Annotated in this window: 19 protein-coding genes and 1 riboswitch; of the genes, 8 read left to right on the top strand and 11 right to left on the bottom strand. The window is 72.8% G+C overall.

Going from position 1 to position 19,937, the window contains the following annotated elements; all coding sequences use genetic code 11:
* The first annotated feature begins 242 nt into the window (after positions 1-242).
* Together ACTVAJ_RS21475 and ACTVAJ_RS21470 are read left to right on the top strand one after the other, a co-directional pair.
* Positions 243-674, top strand: coding sequence for a hypothetical protein (locus tag ACTVAJ_RS21475; RefSeq protein ID WP_470390008.1), 432 nt, complete (start codon positions 243-245; stop codon positions 672-674).
* Positions 675-816: 142 nt separating this feature from the next.
* The gene (locus tag ACTVAJ_RS21470) at positions 817-1,764 is read left to right on the top strand and encodes an ROK family glucokinase (RefSeq protein ID WP_470390007.1); all 948 of its coding nucleotides are present in this window, start codon (positions 817-819) and stop codon (positions 1,762-1,764) included.
* A 240-nt stretch (positions 1,765-2,004) separates the two neighbouring features.
* Here ACTVAJ_RS21470 and ACTVAJ_RS21465 read toward each other — a convergent pair whose 3' ends face one another.
* On the bottom strand, positions 2,005-2,856 hold the full coding sequence (locus ACTVAJ_RS21465) for a lysophospholipid acyltransferase family protein (protein WP_470390030.1): 852 nt from the start codon (positions 2,854-2,856) through the stop codon (positions 2,005-2,007).
* 384 nt (positions 2,857-3,240) lie between these two features.
* Here ACTVAJ_RS21465 and ACTVAJ_RS21460 point away from each other — a divergent pair, with 384 nt between their 5' ends.
* Genes ACTVAJ_RS21460 through macS form a run of 3 tightly spaced genes read left to right on the top strand, consistent with a single transcriptional unit; the run spans position 3,241 to position 6,107 of the window.
* Positions 3,241-4,038, top strand: coding sequence for an alpha/beta hydrolase (locus tag ACTVAJ_RS21460; protein WP_470390006.1), 798 nt, complete (start codon positions 3,241-3,243; stop codon positions 4,036-4,038).
* Entirely contained in the window at positions 4,035-4,895 is an 861-nt protein-coding gene (locus tag ACTVAJ_RS21455; RefSeq protein WP_470390005.1) for a hypothetical protein, read from the top strand. Before ACTVAJ_RS21460 ends, ACTVAJ_RS21455 begins: the two co-directional genes overlap by 4 nt.
* Positions 4,896-4,898: 3 nt before the next feature.
* Positions 4,899-6,107 (top strand): MacS family sensor histidine kinase, encoded by a 1,209-nt coding sequence (gene macS / locus ACTVAJ_RS21450; protein WP_470390029.1) that lies wholly within the window; start codon positions 4,899-4,901, stop codon positions 6,105-6,107.
* Positions 6,108-6,119: 12 nt separating this feature from the next.
* Here the strand turns inward: macS and ACTVAJ_RS21445 are convergent, their stop codons facing one another.
* Positions 6,120-6,755: a molybdopterin-dependent oxidoreductase gene (locus ACTVAJ_RS21445; RefSeq protein ID WP_470390004.1), complete on the bottom strand. Its 636-nt coding sequence runs from the start codon at positions 6,753-6,755 to the stop codon at positions 6,120-6,122.
* Between the two features lie 388 nt (positions 6,756-7,143).
* On the opposite strand from ACTVAJ_RS21445, the gene aroF reads away from it, so the two are divergent.
* Positions 7,144-8,190, top strand: a complete 1,047-nt coding sequence (aroF, locus tag ACTVAJ_RS21440) for a 3-deoxy-7-phosphoheptulonate synthase (RefSeq protein ID WP_470390003.1) — start codon at positions 7,144-7,146, stop codon at positions 8,188-8,190.
* A gap of 118 nt (positions 8,191-8,308) precedes the next feature.
* On the opposite strand, the gene thiI is transcribed toward aroF, so the two are convergent.
* The 7 genes from thiI to thiO all read right to left on the bottom strand — a co-directional run bounded on the left by thiI (position 8,309) and on the right by thiO (position 16,170).
* Complete coding sequence (thiI, locus tag ACTVAJ_RS21435; RefSeq protein WP_470390002.1) at positions 8,309-9,592, bottom strand: tRNA uracil 4-sulfurtransferase ThiI; 1,284 nt, start codon at positions 9,590-9,592, stop codon at positions 8,309-8,311.
* Positions 9,593-9,805: 213 nt separating this feature from the next.
* Positions 9,806-10,831 (bottom strand): 6-phosphofructokinase, encoded by a 1,026-nt coding sequence (locus ACTVAJ_RS21430; RefSeq protein WP_470390001.1) that lies wholly within the window; start codon positions 10,829-10,831, stop codon positions 9,806-9,808.
* Positions 10,832-10,943: 112 nt separating this feature from the next.
* Positions 10,944-11,606 carry a response regulator gene (locus tag ACTVAJ_RS21425; protein ID WP_470390000.1) on the bottom strand — a complete coding sequence of 221 codons (663 nt, stop codon included), beginning with the start codon at positions 11,604-11,606 and terminating at the stop codon, positions 10,944-10,946.
* Between the two features lie 90 nt (positions 11,607-11,696).
* Positions 11,697-13,691, bottom strand: a complete 1,995-nt coding sequence (pknB, locus tag ACTVAJ_RS21420; RefSeq protein WP_470389999.1) for a Stk1 family PASTA domain-containing Ser/Thr kinase — start codon at positions 13,689-13,691, stop codon at positions 11,697-11,699.
* Between the two features lie 264 nt (positions 13,692-13,955).
* Positions 13,956-14,726, bottom strand: a complete 771-nt coding sequence (locus ACTVAJ_RS21415) for a thiazole synthase (RefSeq protein WP_470389998.1) — start codon at positions 14,724-14,726, stop codon at positions 13,956-13,958.
* Positions 14,727-14,728: 2 nt separating this feature from the next.
* Positions 14,729-14,944, bottom strand: coding sequence for a sulfur carrier protein ThiS (gene thiS / locus ACTVAJ_RS21410; RefSeq protein ID WP_470389997.1), 216 nt, complete (start codon positions 14,942-14,944; stop codon positions 14,729-14,731).
* A complete protein-coding gene (gene thiO, locus ACTVAJ_RS21405) occupies positions 14,935-16,170 on the bottom strand; it encodes a glycine oxidase ThiO (protein ID WP_470389996.1) in 1,236 nt (411 codons plus the stop codon). Before thiO ends, thiS begins: the two co-directional genes overlap by 10 nt.
* Positions 16,169-16,281: riboswitch (TPP riboswitch) on the bottom strand. Its footprint overlaps the gene before it by 2 nt.
* A 101-nt stretch (positions 16,282-16,382) precedes the next feature.
* Between thiO and ACTVAJ_RS21400 the strand changes: the two genes are divergently transcribed.
* Entirely contained in the window at positions 16,383-16,760 is a 378-nt protein-coding gene (locus ACTVAJ_RS21400) for an Rv2175c family DNA-binding protein (RefSeq protein WP_470389995.1), read from the top strand.
* A gap of 176 nt (positions 16,761-16,936) precedes the next feature.
* The gene (gene thiE, locus ACTVAJ_RS21395) at positions 16,937-17,629 is read left to right on the top strand and encodes a thiamine phosphate synthase (RefSeq protein ID WP_470389994.1); all 693 of its coding nucleotides are present in this window, start codon (positions 16,937-16,939) and stop codon (positions 17,627-17,629) included.
* Positions 17,630-17,652: 23 nt separating this feature from the next.
* On the opposite strand, the gene ACTVAJ_RS21390 is transcribed toward thiE, so the two are convergent.
* Positions 17,653-18,546 carry an SDR family oxidoreductase gene (locus ACTVAJ_RS21390; RefSeq protein ID WP_470389993.1) on the bottom strand — a complete coding sequence of 298 codons (894 nt, stop codon included), beginning with the start codon at positions 18,544-18,546 and terminating at the stop codon, positions 17,653-17,655.
* A gap of 68 nt (positions 18,547-18,614) precedes the next feature.
* Positions 18,615-19,886: a DUF418 domain-containing protein gene (locus ACTVAJ_RS21385; protein WP_470389992.1), complete on the bottom strand. Its 1,272-nt coding sequence runs from the start codon at positions 19,884-19,886 to the stop codon at positions 18,615-18,617.
* Between the last annotated feature and the right edge of the window lie 51 nt (positions 19,887-19,937).

The following is a 19,937-nucleotide window of genomic DNA, read 5'->3' as shown; positions in this document are numbered from 1 at the left end:
GGTTCGCCCCGGCCCCCCTCCGCGCACGCGACACTATCGCCTGCGTGATGTTTGTGCATCTGACGTTAACAACGGGTGAAATGTCGCTTTTTTGGAGTCGGGGGGCGTGGGGAGGACGTGGGACCCGGCCCCCGGCGGGGTGTCCCTGGTTCCCCCCTGATTCGGCCCCGGGGAGCCTGTGGGGCGGCTCCGGGGCCGGTTAACGTGAAGCCAACGGCAAGCCGGCCCCTGGGAGGTCTGACATGACGGAGAACAACGGTCGGGACGAGGCTGCTCCCGGCGGGCGCCCGCCCGCCTCCGACCTCGTCGACGACGCGCTGCGACTGGTCGACGGCCTCCAGCGCACGCTGCTGGCCGCCGGCGTCCGGCGCGGGGTCAGCGCGTTCACCGCGCCGCCCGCCCGTGAGGACGTGTGGTCGGAGGCGATCCGGCTGGAGGCGGAGCCGGAGCGCCGGCCGCTCGGCGAGGTCCTCGACATCGTACGGACGAGCGCGCCGGAGCTCGCCGGGCACCTGGGCCGGGCGGGTCTGGTCATGGCCGGTGCCCTCGGGCGTACCTGGGGTGTGGTCGAGCGCTCCCTGGAGCAGACGCGCAACGACGCCCCGGGGGCGGAGCGTGGCGGCGCCGACGCGCCGGGTGCGGACACGCAGGTCACGGGGGGCGGACCGGCCTAGAACCGCCGGTTTCACCGAAGGGGTGTTCTCGGGGGTTGCGGGCTGGTTTAATCGAATGGTTTGTACCCCATGTGCAAGATCTCTGTCATGAACCTTGTTACTTATGTCAGAGTTCGGGCGTAAGTACGGAGGAGTCGCCCCCATGCTCACCATCGGCGTAGACATCGGTGGGACCAAGGTCGCCGCCGGGGTCGTCGACCTCGACGGGAAGATCCTGGACAAGGTCAAGTACCCCACCCCGGCCGATGACCCCGAGGCCCTCGCCGAGGTCGTCGCCCGCGCCGTGCGCGAACTGCGGGACCGGCGCCCCGAGGCGGACTGCGGGGCGGTCGGCGTGGGTGTGGCCGGGTTCGTCGACGAGGACCGCGCCACGGTCCAGATCGCCGTCAACCTCGGCCTGCGCGACCATCCCCTCCGCGACCGGATCCAGGAGCGGGTCGGCCTGCCCGTCGTGGTCGAGAACGACGCCAACGCCGCCGCCTGGGCCGAGGCGCGCTTCGGTGCGGGGCGCGGCCGCGGCCACATCGTCTGCGTGACCCTGGGCACCGGCATCGGCGGCGGACTGGTCCTGGACGGCACCCTGTACCGGGGCCGCTTCGGTGTCGCCGCTGAGGTGGGCCACTACCGGATGGTGCCCTTCGGCCGCCGGTGCCCCTGCGGCAACCACGGGTGCTGGGAGCAGTACGCCAGCGGACGCGCCCTGGTCGCCGAGGCCCAGGACCGCGCCCGCACCGACCCCCGGAGGGCGGAGCGCATGCTCAAGCTCGCCGACGGGGACGTGGAGCGCGTCCAGGGCCCGGTCGTCGCCCAGGCCGCACTGGAGGGCGACGCGACCGCCCTGGAGTGCTTCGCCGCGGTCGGTGAGTGGGCTGGGCTGGGACTGGCCGATCTCGCCGCCATCCTCGACCCGGAGTGCTTCGTCCTCGGCGGCGGTGTGTCCGACGCGGGGGCGATCCTGCTGGACCCGGTCCGCGACTCGTTCGCCCGCCACGTGTCCGGGCGCCCCCACCGACGCCTGGCCGAGGTGCGCCTGGCCGAGCTCGGCGGCGAGGCGGGAATCGTCGGCGCCGGAGACCTGGCCCGACACTGAGCCCGGCCGCTGCCCGGGGCGGTTGCCCGAGGGGGTTGTCGTTCGGGCGTCGGCGGGGCGCCGCACGAGGAGGCGGGCCGCGTGGCGGGGTAGGAGCGTCAGGCGCGGCCGGGGAGGAAGCATCCCTGCCCTGGGCGGCGTCCGAACCCGGGCCGAAGCCAAGCGGAGGCCCCGCACGAGCACGGGGCGCGGCTCCGGTGATCGCACCGGAGCCGCGCCCCGCTCGTGTGTGGGACGGGCTCAGCCCTCGGAGTCCGGGTCCCCTCCGCCGTCCCGAGCGCCCTCCTTGGCGGCTCTGCGCTCGGCTCGCTTCTCCTCCCTGCGGGTGCGGCGCTCCTCCTTGCGCCTGGTGCGCTCGGCGCGCCTGCGGTCCTTGTCGCTGGCGTGCTGTTCGCGGCGGGCCTCCTTGGCCTCGGCCTCCAGCTCCGCCTTGACCGACTGGGCGTACCGGTCCACGTACTCCTGGCCGGACAGCGACATCAGCGCGTACATGATCTCGTCGGTGACGGCGCGCAGCACCCGGGGGTCGCGCTCCATCCCGTGGTAGCGGGAGAAGTCCAGCGGCCCGCCGAACACCACCTTGGGGCGCACTCCCAGCTTCGGGACGGTCCGGCCGGGGGGCATGATCTTCTCCAGGTTGATCATCGCCATCGGCACCACCGGGACCTTGGCCTCCAGGGCCAGCCGCGCGACGCCCGTACGGCCGCGGTAGAGGCGGCCGTCGGGGGAGCGGGTGCCCTCCGGGTAGATCCCCAGCAGGTCGCCGCGCTTGAGTACGCGCAGGCCCGTGCGCAGCGCCGCCTCACTGGCCTTCCCGCCGGAGCGGTCGATCGGGATCTGCCCCACACCGGTGAAGAACGCCCGGCTGACCAGACCCTTGACCCCGGTTCCGGTGAAGTACTCGGACTTGGCGAGGAAGGTGATCTTGCGCGGCAGCGGCAGGGGTCCGAAGAAGTGGTCGGAGAAGGACAGGTGGTTGCTCACCATGATCGCCGCGCCCCGCCGTGGCACGTTCTCCACACCCTCGGCGCGCGGCTGCCACAGAACGGCCAGGACCGGCCCCAGGATCGCCTTGACCACCCAGTAGAACATCGTTGAGATCACCCCTGCACACGCGGGGAGTCCTGGGCAGGGTCTGCCACGGTTCACTGTCCCGCTCGGCCAACAAGGTCGTGGACGCCTCCGCCCGACGAGTGTGGGGGAGCGTTCCCTGACGTGCGCCATCCTCCCATCGCACGGGGGCGACTGCCAAAGCGCCGCCAATCGGACGGCCGCGCCCGGCCTGGTAAAGGATACCGTTCCCGTGGCGATCGGCTGGTGTCGGCCCAAACACGCGAAACCGGACCCCCGACGGGACACGGTGCGGCGGGTCGGACCCTCGATGGCGAACAGAACTCCGAACGACTAACCTCACGCCTGAAGCCGGGGGCCTGCCGTCACCCGCGCCCGTACCGCACGAGCCCCTGGAGCCGCTCCATGAGACCGAACGCCGCCATCCCCCTGCTGCCTGGCGCGGAGCCGTACAGCCACCGGGGGTCCGGGGTCGGCGTCCTCCTCTGCCACGGCTTCACCGGATCCCCCTACTCCATGCGTCCCTGGGCGGAGCACCTGGCGGCCGCCGGGCACAGCGTGGAGGTGCCGCTGCTGCCGGGGCACGGCACCACCTGGCAGGACATGAACCGCACCACCAGCGACGACTGGTACTCCGCGGTCGAACGGGCGCTCCTGGACCTGGCGGCCCGGTGTGACGAGGTGTTCGTCATGGGGCTCTCGATGGGCGGTGCCCTGACCCTCCGCCTGGCCCAGGAACACCCCGACACCGTGCGCGGCGCCGTGCTCGTCAACCCCTCCCTCGTGGTGGAGGATCCCCGGCTCCCGCTCATCGCCCCGTTCCGCGGGCTGGTCACGCGTGTCATGCCCTCCATACCGGGGCTGACGAGCGACGTCGCCAAGCCGGGGCAGAGGGAGGGCGGCTACACCCGCACGCCCACGGGCGCCGCCGCGACACTCCCGAAGCTGTGGCGCGCGGTTCAGGAGGGCATGTCCGCTTTGCGAGCGCCGATCCTGGCCTACCGCAGCCCCCAGGACCATGTCGTCGGGCCGCGGAGTCTGCGTATGCTCGCCAGGAGGGCGGTCAACACGTCACTGACGATCCACCTGCTCCACGACAGCTACCACGTGGCGACGCTCGACCACGACGCCGCCGAGATCTTCGACGGAAGCCTCGCCTTCGTGCGAGAGCAGAGGAGAAGCGGGGAAGGAGCCGTCCGATGACACAACGTCGGGGCAACGGCCTGCTCGCCGATGCCTACGTTCCTCTGGTCCTGCTCGCGCCCTCCCACGCCGACCGGATGCTGGAGGCGCTGCGCCGCAGCGGTATCGCCGCCTACGCCGTGCCCCTGGAGGAGGACGTCCTCGAACCGGGAGGCGGTGGAGAGACCGAGGATCCGCCCACGGACCACCTGTACGTGGACGCCGAGGAGCGTGCCGCGGCCGAGCGCGTGCTCGGGTCGGAGCTGCCCGACGTCGGCGGCCGGAGCGGCGGCGTGCCCACCACCGAGGTCACCGACCCCCCGGGCGGCGGGGACCTCCTGGAGGGGCCGCCCGCCCACGGCGACCCGGACGCGCCCCCCGTGGACCCTCCGAACGAGGACGAGGTCTGGAACGACCTGGTCGCCCGGTTCTACGAGGGCGAGGGAGACACCGCCGCGGCCCGGCGCCGGGCCGCCTGGCCCGACGCGGAGAACCTGAGCGTCCCCGACGAACGCGAGGAGCCCCAGCTCGGTGACCTGCTCGCGGACGGACCGCCCTTCGACCGCGGTGACGCGCTGGCCCGTGAGGCCGCCGAGGAGGAGGCGCGCCGCCGGGCCGAGGCCGACCGCGAGGGCCACTACGAGCCGCCGCCCCCGCCGCCGCTGCTCCAGGGCGACCGCGTGGGCATCGCCGCCTGGTTCGGCCTCCTGGGCGGACCGACCCTGCTCTTCGGGGCCGCCTTCGTCGGGATCACGCTGCCCAACTGGCTGATGTTCGTGGCGATCTCCGCCTTCCTCGTCAGCTTCGTCGTGCTCATCCTGCGGATGACCGACAGCAGACCCGGCGGCGACGGCCCCGACGACGGGGCGGTGGTCTGAGCCCTGGGTTTCGACGTCCCCCTCTGGCGGGCGATCGCCGTCTTCCGCGCCGCCTCCCTCGGCTACTCCGCCGTCCTCGCCGTGCAGCACCACGCGTACCTGAGCCGTCCCTGGCTGGCCTGGTCGGTGCTCGCCCTCATGGTCGTGTGGACCGCGGTGACCACCCGCGCCTACGCCCGCCCCGCGCGGCGCACGCGCCGACTCCTGGCCGCCGACCTCACCGTGGCCTTCGCCTGTCTCTTCGCCACCGCCCCCGCGGCCACCGCCTACTACCTGACCCAGGCACCGCCGCTGAGCGGTTACTGGTTCGCCGGAGCCGCGCTGTCGGTCAGCGTCATCCGGGGCCGTCGCGGTGCGGCCGCGGTGGCCCTCCTCTACGGCTTCGCCGACATCACCCTGCGCGTCGTCATGGGCGCCGCCGTCACCGACGCGACCGTCCGGGGCGTGGTGCTGCTCCTCCTCACCGGATTGGCCGTCGGCTACATGGCGCAGGTGGCCGAACGCGCGGAGGAGCGCTTCGCCGGGGCGGTGGCCCTGGAGGCGCGTATCCGCGAGCGCGAGCAGTTGGCCCGGTCGGTCCACGACTCGGTGCTCCAGGTGCTGGCCCTGGTGAGCAGGCGCGGCGCGGAGGCCGGGGGAGAGGCGGCCGAACTGGGCCGGATGGCCGGAGAACAGGAGGTGCTGCTGCGCTCCCTGTTCACCGACGGGCTCGTCGACGGCGGGGACCAGGGGGGCGCGGCCGGATCCGCCGCGCTCCGGGCGTCCGCGCCCGACGGCCCCGGAACCGGGAGCGCCGACGGATCCGGCGTACTCGACCTGCGCGACCTCGTGCGCCGGTCGGAGTCGGTGCACGTGGCCGTGTCCGCGCCAGCCACACCGGTCCTCCTCCCGGCCCGGGCGGCACGCGAACTCGCCGCGGCCGTGGCCGCCGCCCTGGACAACGTGGAACGGCACTGTCCCGAGGGCACGCCCGCCTGGGTTCTGGTGGAGGACGAGGACGACGCGGTGACCGTGTCGGTCAGGGACGAGGGTCCCGGCATCGCCCCCGGCCGACTGGAGGAGGCGCGCCGGGACGGTCGCCTGGGCGTGGCGCAGTCGGTCCTGGGGCGGCTGCGCGACCTGGGAGGGACGGCCGAGGTCGTGAGCGAGCCCGGTGAGGGGACCGAGGTCGAGGTGCGGCTCCCCCGCGAACGCGTGCGGGGGAGCGCCTGACCGCAGGAGGACCTACAGCGGTGGGCCGTGCCCGGCTTCCTCCTGGTAGGAGAACCGCTGCTCACTCCAGGGGTCGGCGCGGTTGTGGTAGCCGCGCTCCTCCCAGAAGCCCCGCCGGTCCCTCGTCATGTACTCCACGGCGCGTAGCCACTTCACGCTCTTCCACCCGTACAGGCTGGGCACCACCAGGCGTAGCGGGAACCCGTGTTCCGGGGCCAGCGGCGCACCGCCCCGGTGCGTGGCGAGGACGACGTCCTCACCCAGGAAGACGTCCAGCGGCAGGTTGGCGCTGTAGCCGTACTCGCCCCAGGCCATCACGTGCGTGACCTCGGGTCCTGGCGGCGCCACCCGGACCAGGTCCACCGCGCGGACGCCCCGCCAGCGCACACCGGGGACGCTGAAGCGCATGACGCAGTGGAAGTCGCTCACCGCGTCGGTCACGGGCAGCCGCCCGAACTCCTCCCACGTCCACCGGTGGCTGCCGAGTGTCTCGGTGGCCCCCATCACCCGAAAATCCCACCTGTGCGGCCGGAAGGTCGGTACGGGCCCGTAGTGCAGTGCCTTGTGCTCGCCCCGCAGCGCCTGGCCCGGCGGCAGCCGGGCCGCCCGCGTGTCCCCCCGGTCACCGTCCCCCGTGCCGTCGGACAATCCGTCCTCCGTTCGTCTGGTTCCGGCCTGTCGGCCCCGCTTTCGTGCCCGCTCCTGGTGGGCGGGTCCTCCCGTCCTGTGGGGAAAGGTCGACATCTGGCCATCCTGCCAGGCCGACACGAGAGCTAGGTCACTCCCCCCGGTTGTGTGGCGGATCGCCGACCGTGCGCTATAGTCGCTTCCATGCAGCGGAACTTCTGGCGCTTTTATGGCTACCGGCCCGATCCTCGGACGGTCGCCTGTCAAGCGCTGCGCTGACAGACAAGACCTCACAAGGAGCCCCGGGCCGGACGGTCCGGGGCTCCTTGGCGTTCCGGACCGGCCCACCCGGTGAAGCGCACTCATCGCGCGTGCTCAGCCACCCATACGACTAGCAGGGACAACGCACATGGTCATCGTGATGGCACCGGACGCCACTTCCGACAACATCGACGATCTCGTCGAACTCGTCTCCTCCGCCGGGGGCGAGGCCTACGTGACACGCGGCGTGAGCCGCACGATCATCGGCCTGGTCGGCGACGTCGAGCGCTTCCAGGACCTGGGACTGGCCGCCAAACCCGGCGTGAGCGACGTTCTTCGTATTTCTGCTCCGTACAAGCTGGTCAGCCGCGAGAACCACAGCAGCCGATCCGTGGTGACCGTGCGCGGCGTGCCGATCGGCGGCGACCACATGACGGTCATCGCGGGTCCGTGCGCCGTCGAGACGCCCGAGCAGACCCTGGAGGCGGCGCGCATGGCGCTGACCGCGGGTGCGTCCCTGCTCCGGGGCGGCGCCTACAAGCCGCGCACCTCGCCGTACGCCTTCCAGGGACTGGGCGAGGACGGGCTGCGGATCCTGGCCGACGTGCGCGAGGAGACCGGGCTGCCGATCGTGACGGAGGTCGTCGACGCCGCCGACGTCGAACTCGTCGCCTCCTACGCCGACATGCTCCAGATCGGCACCCGCAACATGCAGAACTTCGCCCTGCTCCAGGCGGCGGGCGACGCGGGCAAGCCGGTTCTGCTCAAGCGCGGCATGAGCGCCACCATCGAGGAGTGGCTGATGGCCGCCGAGTACATCGCCCAGCGCGGCAACCTCGACATCGTCCTGTGCGAGCGCGGCATCCGCACCTTCGAGAAGGCCACCCGCAACACCCTGGACATCAGCGCGGTCCCGGTCGCGCAGAACCTGTCCCACCTGCCGGTGATCGTGGACCCGTCGCACTCGGGGGGCAGGCGCGAACTGGTCCTGCCGCTCTCGCGCGCGGCCATCGCGATCGGCGCCGACGGCGTCATCGTGGACGTGCACCCCGACCCGGAGAACGCGCTGTGCGACGGTCCCCAGGCGCTCCTGGAGGAGGACCTGGCCGAGCTGCGCGACGTGGCGGGCACCCTGGCGACCCTCGGCGGCCGTGAGCTGACCCCGGCCCCGGGCCGTCAGCTCGCCGCCCTCTGAGCCTTCACGGAGAGGGAACCCGCGTCTTCGCGACGGCCCGCGTCCGGGGCTGCGCGGAGCGCGGGCCCGGAAAGGTGCCGCCCCGTCCCTGCCCCCGGCACGGACGGGGCGGCACCGGTCAGGCGATGGTGGCGGCCGCCCGGCCCTCCACACGCGAGGGGGCCTCCTGGCCCAGGAAGCTGGGCTTGTGGACCTGGGCGGTGCCGACCAGGTACTCGGCCAGCTCCTCGGCGTCGAGCCGCTTCTCGATCTGCCGCAGGTCCGGGATCTTGGCCGCGGTCTCCACCTGGCGGGGCGTCAGCATGGTGCAGCAGTCCTCGTCCGGGAGCTCCGAGATGGCCAGGGTGCCGATCCGGCGGGCCTGCTCCATGATCTCGGTCTTGTCCATCCCGATGAGCGGACGCAGGATCGGCAGGTCCACGGCGTCGTCCAGGGCGGTGAGGTTGGTCATCGTCTGGCTGGACACCTGTCCCAGCGCGTCCCCGGTGACCAGGCACTGCGCGCCCAGGTCGTCGGCGAGGGCCTCGGCGGTCTTGAGCATCAGCCGCCGCTGGGCGACGATCTGGAGCCGCTCGACCCCCGAACTCTTCAGCTGCTGCTGGGCCTTGCCGAAGGGGACCACGAACAGCCGCGACCCCACCTGGAACCGGTCGAGTTGGCGCACGAGGCTGTAGGCCTTGTAGATGGACTCGGGGCCGGTGAACGGCATCCCGGAGAAGTGCAGGAAGTCGACCTTGAGTCCGCGCCGGATCATCCGGTGCGCGGCGACGGGGGAGTCGATGCCGCCGGACATCAGGACCAGACCGCGTCCGCTCATCCCCGCGGGCAGGCCGCCCTGACCGGGGACGCCGTCGGTGAACACGAACGCCTCGTCCTTGTCCACCTCGACGTACAGGGTGTTGTCGGGGTGCTTGAGGTTGACGGGGTACCCGTGCGCCTCGATGATCTTCGAGCCGAGGTAGCCCGCCAACTCGGCGGAGGTCAGCTCGAAGCGCTTGTCGCGGCGGCGGGCCCGCACGGCGAAGGTCCCGCGGCGGTCGGCCATGGAACGCACCGCGACGTCGGTGATGACGTCCATGTCCTTGGCGACCCGGCGCACCAGGTGCACCCACACGACCCCCATGACGTTGGCCATGCGGTCGGCGATCTCGGCGACCTCGATGTCGGAGGCGTCGGGCTTGCGGACGATGATCACCCCGGAGCCGCGCTGGGAGAGCCGGATCTCGCCGAGGTCGCGCACGGAGTTGCGGATGTTGTTGTGCAGCCGCCGCTCGAACAGCTTGCGGTTGGAGCCCTTGAGGACGATCTCCCCGAGCTTCATCAGAACGCAGAGCTCGCCCAGTCCGGCGTCGGCTCCGGCCGGGTTTGCGGGGAGCGGCGCGGACTCAAGCGACGCGGACATGGTGCTACCTCCGGTGGATGCGCCCGGGTGCGAGGTGGATGCGACGGCGGCGGGACCGGGCACACCCGCCGTCCCCTTCCAGTATCGAACACCGCGCCCACCGCTCCGGACGTTTTTCGGGGGGTACCGGACACACGGGGACGAACGCCCACGCCCGCCGCGCCACGGGGGCGACGGCGGGCGTCAGTGCGCGGTGGCGGGTGGCCGAGGGGGTCAGCCGAAGAAGGTCTCGGCCTCCTGGTACCGCTCGGCCGGGACGGTCTTGAGGGTGTCGGTGGCCTCGGCCAGGTCGACGCGGACGACGGAGGTGCCCTGGAGGCCGACCATCTTCCCGAAGTCGCCGGCGGCGACGGCGTCGATCGCGTGCAGACCCAGGCGGGTGGCCAGGACGCGGTCGAAGGCGGTGGGGGTGCCGCCGCGCTGCACGTGGCCGAGCACGACCGAGCGCGCCTCCTTGCCGGTGCGGCGTTCGATCTCGTCGGCCAGGCGCTGGCCGATGCCGCCCAGGCGCACGTGGCCGAAGGAGTCCTTCTCGCCGGTGGCCAGTTCCATCTGGCCCTCCTTGGGGTGGGCGCCCTCGGCGACGACGATGATCGGCGCGTACTGGGTGCGGAACCGGCTCTCCACGTGCTTGACGACCTCGTCCATGTCGAACGGTCGCTCCGGGACGAGGATGACGTTGGCGCCCGCGGCCATGCCCGAGTGCAGCGCGATCCAGCCGGCGTGCCGGCCCATCACCTCGACCACGAGCGCCCGGTGGTGGGACTCCGCCGTCGTGTGCAGGCGGTCGATCGCCTCCATGGCGATGTTCACGGCGGTGTCGAAACCGAACGTGTAGTCGGTCGCGTTGAGGTCGTTGTCGATGGTCTTGGGCACGCCGACCACGTTGACACCGCGCTCGTGCAGCTGCCGGGCCACGCCCAGGGTGTCCTCACCGCCGATGGCGACCAGCGCGTCCACGCCCAGACCGGCCATGTTGTCCTTGACCCGCTCGACACCGCCCTCGATCTTCATCAGGTTGGTGCGGGAGGAGCCCAGGATGGTTCCGCCGCGGGGCAGGATGCCGCGCACGGCCTCCACGTCCAAAGTCATGGTGTCGCCCTCGAGAGGGCCGCGCCATCCGTCCCGGAAGCCGACGAACTCGTAGCCGTGGTCCTTGATGCCCTTGCGCACCACGGCGCGGATGACCGCGTTGAGACCGGGGCAGTCTCCACCACCGGTCAGAACACCGACTCGCATGCGACTTCTCCTCGACGTTGTGGGTCTGCGGGCGGCACCCGCCGCCATATGGTCTAGACCATAGTGTCCGGGTGCGACCCAGGCCAACCCCGCGGGGGAATTCACCGGCGGTTCACTCGTCGAGGCCCTGGTCGATGGCGTATCGGACCAGTTCGACCCGGTTGTGCAGGTGCAGTTTGGTGAGGGTGTTCTGGACGTGGTTCTGGACCGTCCGATGGGAGATGGACAGCCGCCGCGCGATCTGCTTGTAGGCCAGCCCCTTCGCCACCAGCCGCAGGACCTCGGTCTCCCGGGGGGTCAGCACCGGAGGGTCCGCCTCGGCGGCACCGGGGGAGCCCGCGGACGACAGGCGCCGGTACTCGCCCAGGACCAGGCCCGCCAGGCCCGGGGTGTAGACCGCCGCACCGGTGTTCACGCGGCGCACCGCGTCCAGCAGCTCCTCCCGGCCCGCCGACTTGACCAGGTATCCCGTCGCCCCCGCCTTGACCGCGGCCAGGACGTCGTCGCTGGCACCGCTGGCCGACAGCACCAGTACCCGGGGCGGTTCGGCCAGTGCCACCAGGCCCGAGGTGAGCTCCACCCCGGTCATGTCGGGCAGGTTGAGGTCCACGACGGCCAACGTGGGCCGGACGGCCGGGGCGATCCGCAGCGCCTTGGCGCCGTCGCCCGCCGTCCCCACCACCTCGACGCCCGCCTCGTGGAGATCGCGCGCCACGGCGTCGCGCCACATCGGGTGGTCGTCCACCACCAGTACCCGGATCGCCTCGCTCTCCATGCGGGCGAGCCTATCCCGGGAGGAGGACGGCGCACGCGGGAGGGGGCGGGCGGGGTGCGCGCACCCCGCCCGCCCCCTCCGGGGACGGCCTCAGTCGTCGTCCTGGTCGTCTCCGCCGCCGAAGTCACCGAAGTCGATACCGCCGGGCGTCGCGATGATCTCGATCTCCGTGCCCTCCGGGGCCTCGCCCGTCTGGGACTGCCTGGCCACGACGTTGCCGCCCGCGATGCGTTCGACCTTGACCTTGAACCCGGCGTCCTTGAGCGCCTCACGGGCCTCGTTGATGCGCATGCCCCGCACGTCGGGGATCTCGATACCGGGCGGTCCGGTGGAGACGGTGAGCGTGACGGTGCCGCTGGCGCCCACCGTGCTGCCGTTGTCGGGGTCCTGGGTGATCACCAGGCCCTCGTCGACGTCCGAGCTCTCCTCCTCGACGACGTCGACGGTCAGGCCCAGGTCCTCCAGGGTCCGCTGCGCCTCCTCCAACTCCTGGCCGACCACCCCGGGCACCTGGATGCCCCGGCTGATCGTGATGGTGACCTCCTCCTCGCGGTCGGCGTCCTCGCCCTGGGGCGGGTCGGTGGAGATCACCTCACCCGGGGCCACACCCTCGGCGTCCACGGGGTTCTCCACGAGACGGTCCGGAGCGAAGCCGAGCTCCTCCATCATCGCCATCGCGTTGGCGATGTCCTCGCCCTCCAGGTCGGGCATCGGCACGAGCTGCGGACCCATGGACACGTACGCCGTGACCTCGTCCCCGGGTGACAGCCGTTCCCCGGCCTCCGGTTCGGTCCGGGCGACCGCGCCGGCCTCGACCTCGCTGTAGACCGGCTCCGACGCCTCCACCAGGATCAGGCCCTCGGTGCGGACCGCGTCGCGGGCCACGTCGATGCTGTCCCCGGTCACGTCCGGAACGCTCTCGAAGCGGCCGAGGAAGAGCCACCACCCGGCGACGAAGACGACGATCGCCACGATCGCCGCGCCGATCCCGAGGAGGAGCCTGCGCCGCCTGCGCAGGGCGTCGGCGTCGTCCTCGGCGTAGTCGTCCCCGTAACCGTCGTCGCCGTACCCGCCGCCGTCCAGCTCCGCGCCGCTCATGTCGACGACCATCGTGGCGTTCTCGGTGCCCGGACCGGCGCCGCCCGCGATGAGCTGCGGGGCGGTCACGACGGCCGTTCCGGCACCCGGCTGCGCGACCGGAGCCATCGGTCCTGCCTCGGACTCCCCGTCCTCGGGCAGCCGGTTGAGGACCTCCAGGACCTTGGCCAGGTACTGTCCGGCGTTGCTGGGCCGGTAGCGGGGGTCGCGCTCGGTGGCCTTGGTGACCAGGTCGTCGACCTCCGGCGGCAGCCCCGGCAGGAAGTGCGAGGGACGCGGGACGTCCTCGGTCACGTGCTGGTAGGCGATGGCGATCGGCGTCTCACCGGTGTGCGGCTGTCCGCCGGTGAGCAGCTCGTAGAGCATGATGCCCGCGGCGTAGACATCCGTGCGCGCGTCGGCCACGCCCTGCTCGATCTGCTCGGGCGCGAGGTAGGCGGCGGTACCCATGAGGGTGCCGGTGCGGGTGAGGCCCTGGTTGGACTGCTCCACGGCCCGGGCCAGACCGAAGTCGGCCACCTTGACCCGGCCGTCCTCGGTGATGAGGACGTTCTCCGGCTTGACGTCCCGGTGGATCATGCCCGCCTGGTGGGCGGCGCCCAGCGCGGCCAGCACGGGGGCCATCGCCTGGAGCGCCTGGCGCGGCCCCAGCCGCCCGGCGGCCTTCAGCCGGTCACGCAGGGTCAGGCCCGGCACGTATTCCATGGCCAGGAAGACGTGGCCCTGGTCCTCGCCCTGGTCGAAGACCTGGACCACGTTGGGATGGGAGAGTTTGGCGACGGAGTGGGCCTCGTTGATGAAGCGCTGGACGAACGTGGGGTCCTGCGCGAGCGACGGGTGCATCACCTTCAGCGCCAGTCGCCGGTCGAGCCTCAGGTCGTGGGCGACGTAGACGGTCGCCATCCCGCCACCGGCGATCCTGGACTCGACGAAGTAGCGTCGGTCCAGCGTCGAGCCTACGAGGGGATCGGAAGTCGTCATGTCCACGGCGGAGTAGTGTCCTTGCTGCGGGGAGCGCGGGCGTTCGCGGCCGGTGGCGCGTACCCGACACCGGGTGTCGAACCGACACGATAGCGGAAGCTCGTGCCCGGGCCGCCCCGCGGATCGCGGTGGCGCCGTGCCGCACCGCCTGTGCGGGAGGCGTTCGCGCCTGGGTCGTCGTCGGTCGTGCGGTGCCGCTCCGGGAGCACCGCGTGCTCCCCACCGTACGTGACGCCGCCGGCGGCTCCGGCGGCGTCCGTCACACACGCCCTAGTCGGCCGCCGGGGACGACGCCCGGGCGTGTCGGCGGACGGGGATCCGCCCCGCCAGCCGTGCCCCGCGCCCCGCGCGTACGGCGTCGCGCATGGCCGACGCCATCCGCACCGGGTCCTGGGCGCGGGTCACGGCCGTGGCGAGCAGGACGGCGTCACAGCCGAGCTCCATGGCCAGGGCGGCGTCGCTGGCGGTGCCGATCCCCGCGTCCACGATCACCGGGACCCCGGCCTGTTCGACGATCAGCTCCAGGTTGTGCGGGTTGCGGATGCCCAGGCCGGAGCCGATCGGCGCGGCCAGCGGCATGACCGCCGCGCACCCCAGCTGTTCCAGGCGGCGGGCCAGGACGGGGTCGTCGTTGGTGTACGGGAGCACGGTGAAGCCCTCGTCGACCAGCCGCTCCGCCGCGTCCAGCAGCTCCACCGGGTCGGGGAGGAGCGTGTGCTCGTCCGCGACGACCTCCAGCTTCACCCAGTCGGTGCCCAGGGCCTCCCGGCCGAGCCTGGCGGTGCGCACGGCGTCGGCGGCGGTGAAGCAGCCCGCCGTGTTGGGCAGGGGGCGGATCTTGTTGCGGGTCAGGACGTCCCACACCGACCCCCGGGTGCCGGGCGCGACCCGGCGCATCGCCACGGTGGTCAGTTCGGTCCCGGATGTGACGAGCGCCTCCTCCAGCACCTCCAGCGAGGGGGCGCCGCCGGTACCGGTGATGAGCCGGGAACCGAAGGAGGCGCCGGCGATCACCAGCGGGTCGTCGAGGATGTCGGTCATGGTCAGCCTCCCTGGACGGCGGTCAGGACGTCCACACGGTCGTCGGGGTTCAGGCGGGTGTCCGCCCAGGCGGTCCGTCGCACCACCTCGTCGTTGACGGCCACCGCGATACCGCCGGGAACCTCGCCGTCCCCGGCGGCGGTCAGGTCGCGCACGACCGCGGCCACGGTGGTGTCCTCGGTGACCTCGCGCCGGTCGCCGTTGATGATCAGTTCCACTGCTTCTCCCACGTGCTCGTGTGGCCGACGCCCGACTCGCGGTCGGCGGCGAAGGGGCGCGCGTACTCCGGCAGCGCGCCGCCGGCCAGGACCTCGCCCATGACCTCGCCGGTGACCGGGGTCAACAGGACGCCGTGCCGGTAGTGTCCGCCGGCCAGGTGCACCCCCGGAATCCGGGTGGGGCCCAGGAGCGGTTCGTTGTCGGGCGAACCCGGGCGCAGGCCGACGCAGGTCTCGGTGATCTCCAGTTCGGTCACCCCCGGGACGAGTTCGCGCGCGTCGCGCAGGACCTGCCAGAGCCCTCCGGCGGTCAGCGCGGTGTCGTACCCCAGCTCCTCCTGGGTGGCGCCGACGACGACCTCGCCGTCCTCGCGGGGCACGAGGTAGACGGGGAACCCCCGGACCAGGCCGCGGACCGTGCGGGAGACGATCGGCGGTTCGCCGGAGGGCGGGCGCATCCGCAGCAGTTGGCCCTTGACGGGGCGCAGGTGCGGCACGACCGGCTCGGGGAGCGCGATCCGCTCGTTCCAGCAGCCCGCGGCCAGGACCACCTGGTCGGTGGGCAGGACGCGGCCGCCCGCCAGACGCACACCCAGGGGGGCGCCCCCGGATCCGGTGTCCGTGACCTCCTCGGCCCGGTCGGCCACCGTGGCCACCCCCGTCCGTTCACCCGCCGCGGCCAGGGCCCGCAGCAGCAGTCTGGGGTCCACCGAGTGGTCGTCGGGGGCGTGCAGGCCGCCGCGTACGGACGGCGCGAGCATGGGCTCCAGGCGTCGGCACTCGCGGCTGGTGAGGCGTTCGCCGACGATGCCGACGCGCCGTTGGAGGTCCTGGAGGTCGGTGAGGACGGCCAGGTCGTCGCGGTCGAAGGCGACCAGGAGGGTGCCGGTGGTGCGGTACCCCACCCGCACGCCGCTGGCCCGCTCCAGCTCGGCGACGAAGTCGGCGTACAGGCCCGTCGACCGGACACCGAGTCCGACGAGCCGCTCCTCCCCGAACACCGCCTCGGTGGCGGGGGTGAGCATGCCCGCCGCGACCGCGGAGGAGGCCCGGGCGCGCCGGGGTTCCTCGACGGGGTCGGGTTCGACCAGGGTGACGGACAGTCCGCGCTGGGCGGCGCGCCAGGCGGTGACCCGTCCGATGACGCCCCCGCCGATCACGACCACCCGGTCGCCGACATTGGTAGGACGACTGGCCGCAGGGTGGGGCTCGTTCGATGTGCGCATGGCGCCGTGCTCCACTCCCTTCGCCGGTATGACCCGGATCAGGTTCGTGCGGTCGGAGGCCGGAGCAGCCTCCCTCTCAGCCGGGTCCACCCGGCTCCCGCGGGACGTTCACTTCCGCGTTCATCCTAGATGACCCCGGTCGGGAGGCGGTGACGGGGATCTCCCCGGCGGCTCCCGGAGCGGGGGCGCGAGGGTGTCGGCTGCCTCCGCCGATGTGGCAGATTGGGAACGTGACACAACGCGAACCCGACATCGACGCACTGGTCGGCGAGTGGCTGACCCTCAGGGAAGCCGCGGCGCCGCTGGGCGTGAGCCCGAACCGGATCAAGCAGCTGATCCGGGAGAACCGCATGATGGGCGTCGTCCGCTCCGGAGAGCTGTCCATCCCGGCCGCCTTCCTCGACGGTGACGACCTCGTCAAGGGCCTGCCGGGGACCCTGGTGCTGCTCACCGACGCGGGGTTCTCCACCGAGGAGGCCCTGCGCTGGCTGTTCACGCCCGACGACTCCCTGCCGGGGACGCCGATCCAGGCGATGCGGGAGAACAGGGGCACCGAGGTCCGCCGCCGGGCCCAGGGGATGGCCTTCTAGCCGCACCCCTCCGGGGTCCGTGCCGAGCTCCGGCCCGTGTCCGGGTGCCCCGGAGCGGGGATCCCGCCCGCCCCTCGCCCGCCACCGCCCCGACGGACGCCCGCGGCGCGCCCATCTCGAGGCACCCCGGCGGCGCCCCTTGGGTGGCCCACGGCACAGGCCCTAGGGTGGGCAGCGTGAGGACCAGCCACGGAACCAGCCTGCGCAAGCACCTGGACGCATCCCTTCTGTACCTGTGCACCGACGCCCGGCGCGGGCGCGGCGATCTCGCCGAGTTCGCGGACGCCGCCCTCGCCGGGGGCGTGGACATCATCCAACTCCGGGACAAGGGCCTGGAGGCCCGTGAGGAGATCGCGGCCCTGGAGGTGCTGCGTGAGGCCTGCGAGCGGCACGGCGCGCTGCTCGCCGTGAACGACCGCGCCGACATCGCGCGCGCGGTACGCGCCGACATCCTGCACCTGGGCCAGCGGGACCTGCCCGTCCCGATGGCCCGGGACATCATCGGGGCGGACCCGGTCATCGGCCGCTCCAACAACGACATCGAGGCCGCGGCCGCCTCAGCCGCCGAGATCGGCAGCGACTACTTCTGCGTGGGTCCGACCTGGGCCACCCCGACCAAGCCGGGACGGCCCGCGGCCGGGCTGGAACTGGTCGAGGCGGCCGCCGCGCTGGACACCGACAAGCCGTGGTTCGCCATCGGCGGGATCGACCTGTCCACCATCGACCGGGTCCTGGACGCCGGGGCCCGCCGGGTCGTGGTCGTCCGGGCGGTCACGGAGGCGGAGGACCCCAGGGCGGCCGCCGCCGAACTGCGCGCCCGGCTGGTCGCCCGCGCCTCCGGAGAGGTCCGGGGCGAACGGGCCGGGTAACCGGCCCCGCACCTCCTGCGGCGTCACACGGCCACGTGCGCCAGCGCGCTCGGGTGGCGCCGCAGGAACCCCTCGATGGACTGGGCCGGGTGCCCGGTCAGCTTCGGCACGGTGGGCGCGACCACGTCCATCTCACCGGTGGCGACCGCCGCGTACGACGACGCCCAGCCCTCCACCGCCCACTCGGGCGCTCCGCTGGTGCGGCGCGACTCCAGCGCCTCGTCCCAGGTCTCCGGCACGTACCGGATGGTGCGGCCGGTGAGCGAGGACAGCTTGTCCACCGTGGCGCCCAGGGTCAGCGCCTCCGGGCCGGTCACGTCGTAGGTCGCCTTCGAGGCCACCGCGACCACCGCCGGGTCGGTCAGCACGGCGGTCGCCACGTCCGCCACGTCGTCGCGTGACACCCAGGCCACACGCCCGTCACCGGCGGGACCGCGGACCACACCGTGCTCGTCCGCCCAACGCGGCAACAGGTCCAGGTACAGGCTGGGTCTCAGGAACGTGTGGTCCACACCGGACAGCCGGATGTGCGCCTCGGTGAAGAAGTGGGTCCGCGCGAAGGTGAAGGTGGCCGCGGGACCGGCGTTCAGGAAGGACAGGTAGACGATCCGCGACACCCCCGCCGCCACCGCCGCGTCCACCGCGCTCGTGTGCGCGTCGATCCGGTCCTGGGACTCGGTCGCCGACACGAGGAACAGCGTGTCCACCCCGCGGCAGGCCCGTTCGAAGCCCGCGGTGTCCTCGTAGGCCGCCATGGCGGCGCTGCTGCCCGGGTACTCGGGGGCCCGGTTGATGTCGCGGACGATGAGCCGCTGCGTCAGCCCGAGCCGTGCGATCCGGGCCGCGACGCGTCCACCGACCGCCCCGGTCGCCCCCGTCACCCCTATGGTGTGGTTTGTCATGTGATCGTCGCCCATGACACCCCATCCTGAGGGATCAGGGCGGGTCGGACGCCGAACGGCACGCGCGTTTTTGCGGCTTCCGGTCAGCGGGTGGTGCGCTCTTGGTCCGTGCCGTCGGCGGACACCGCGGGCCGCCCGCCCAGAGGGCGCCGGTAGGACAGGCGGCGCAGCAGGACCTCGGCCGGACCGCGTCGGCCCGCGCGCTCCAGCGCGTAGGCGGCCGCGACCGTCACCAGCCACACCCCGACCGCGAAGAGCAGCATGCTCCACGACGTCATGCGCGCGCCCAGACCCAGACCCCAGGCGGACAGCAGCGGCGCGCACAGCACCGACTGGCCGAGGTAGCACGAGAGCGAACGCCGTCCGGTGGCGGTCAGCGCGGTCAGCACGACGCCGGGCCCGCGCCCGCGCCGCTGGACGCGGCGGGCGATCAGCGCGATCAGCGCCACGTACCCCAGGCCGCACGCCATCCCGGTGGAGGCGTCCAGCAGGGCGAACGCGTCACCCGGGGACACGTCCCAGAGGCCGGTCTGGACCAGCGCCGTCGGGAGTCCGCCCAGCCAGCCGACGGCGATCCCGCCGAAGGCGAACCAGCGGAGCAGGGCGAGGTGGCGTTCGGGCTCCTCCAGGATCCGGCGGCGCGCGGCCCAGAACCCCAGGAGGATCGCCGTGGGCACCACCATCCCCAGCAGACCCTGGCCGAACACGATCAGTGGCCAGACCAGGATCCGGTCCAGGGCCGCGCCCAGCGGGGACGTGTTCTCGATGTTGTCGGCCAGCGGGTCCATGAGGTTCGTGGCCGAGGGCTCCGCCCCGGTCTGCGGCAGCGCGAGCGTCAGCAGGCCGGCGGCGGAGAGCAGGACGAGCAGGCCGGTGAGGGACCCGGCCCACACCAGGAGGGTGGTGTCCCTGCGCCGGAGGAACAGCCAGCACAGCAGCAGGCCGGCCAGGCCGTAGGCGCCCAGGACGTCGCCCATCCACAGCAGGAGGGCGTGGACGAACCCGAACACCAGCAGCCACAGGTTGCGCCGCCGCAGCAGGGCGGAGACGTCCCTCGGGTCGGCCCCGGCCGCCTCCTGCCGTGTGGCCAGCTGCACGATGCCGTAGCCGAACAGGAACGCGAACATCGGGTAGCTGCGCGCGTCCACGGCCACGACGGTGAGGAACTGTGCGGCGGCGTCCAGCGCGCCCCCGGGCTCGGGGTGGCCCACCAGGTCCCCCATCGGTACCGCCCACAGGTACCAGACCGTGTTGGCGATCGCGATGAACAACAGCATGAACCCGCGGGCCAGGTCCGGCGCGAGCGCGCGTTCCCCCGCCCCGCTCGGTCCCCGTGACGCGGTTCGCCCCGGCATGCGGCAGACCCCCCGTATTCGCGACGTGACTGCCGTCGATTCAACCGGGCG

The sequence above is a fragment of the Nocardiopsis sp. KDC1DS13DA1 genome (assembly GCF_055632325.1).
Note: the sequence above shows the minus strand (reverse complement) of the source record. Positions and strands in the feature narration are given on the sequence as shown.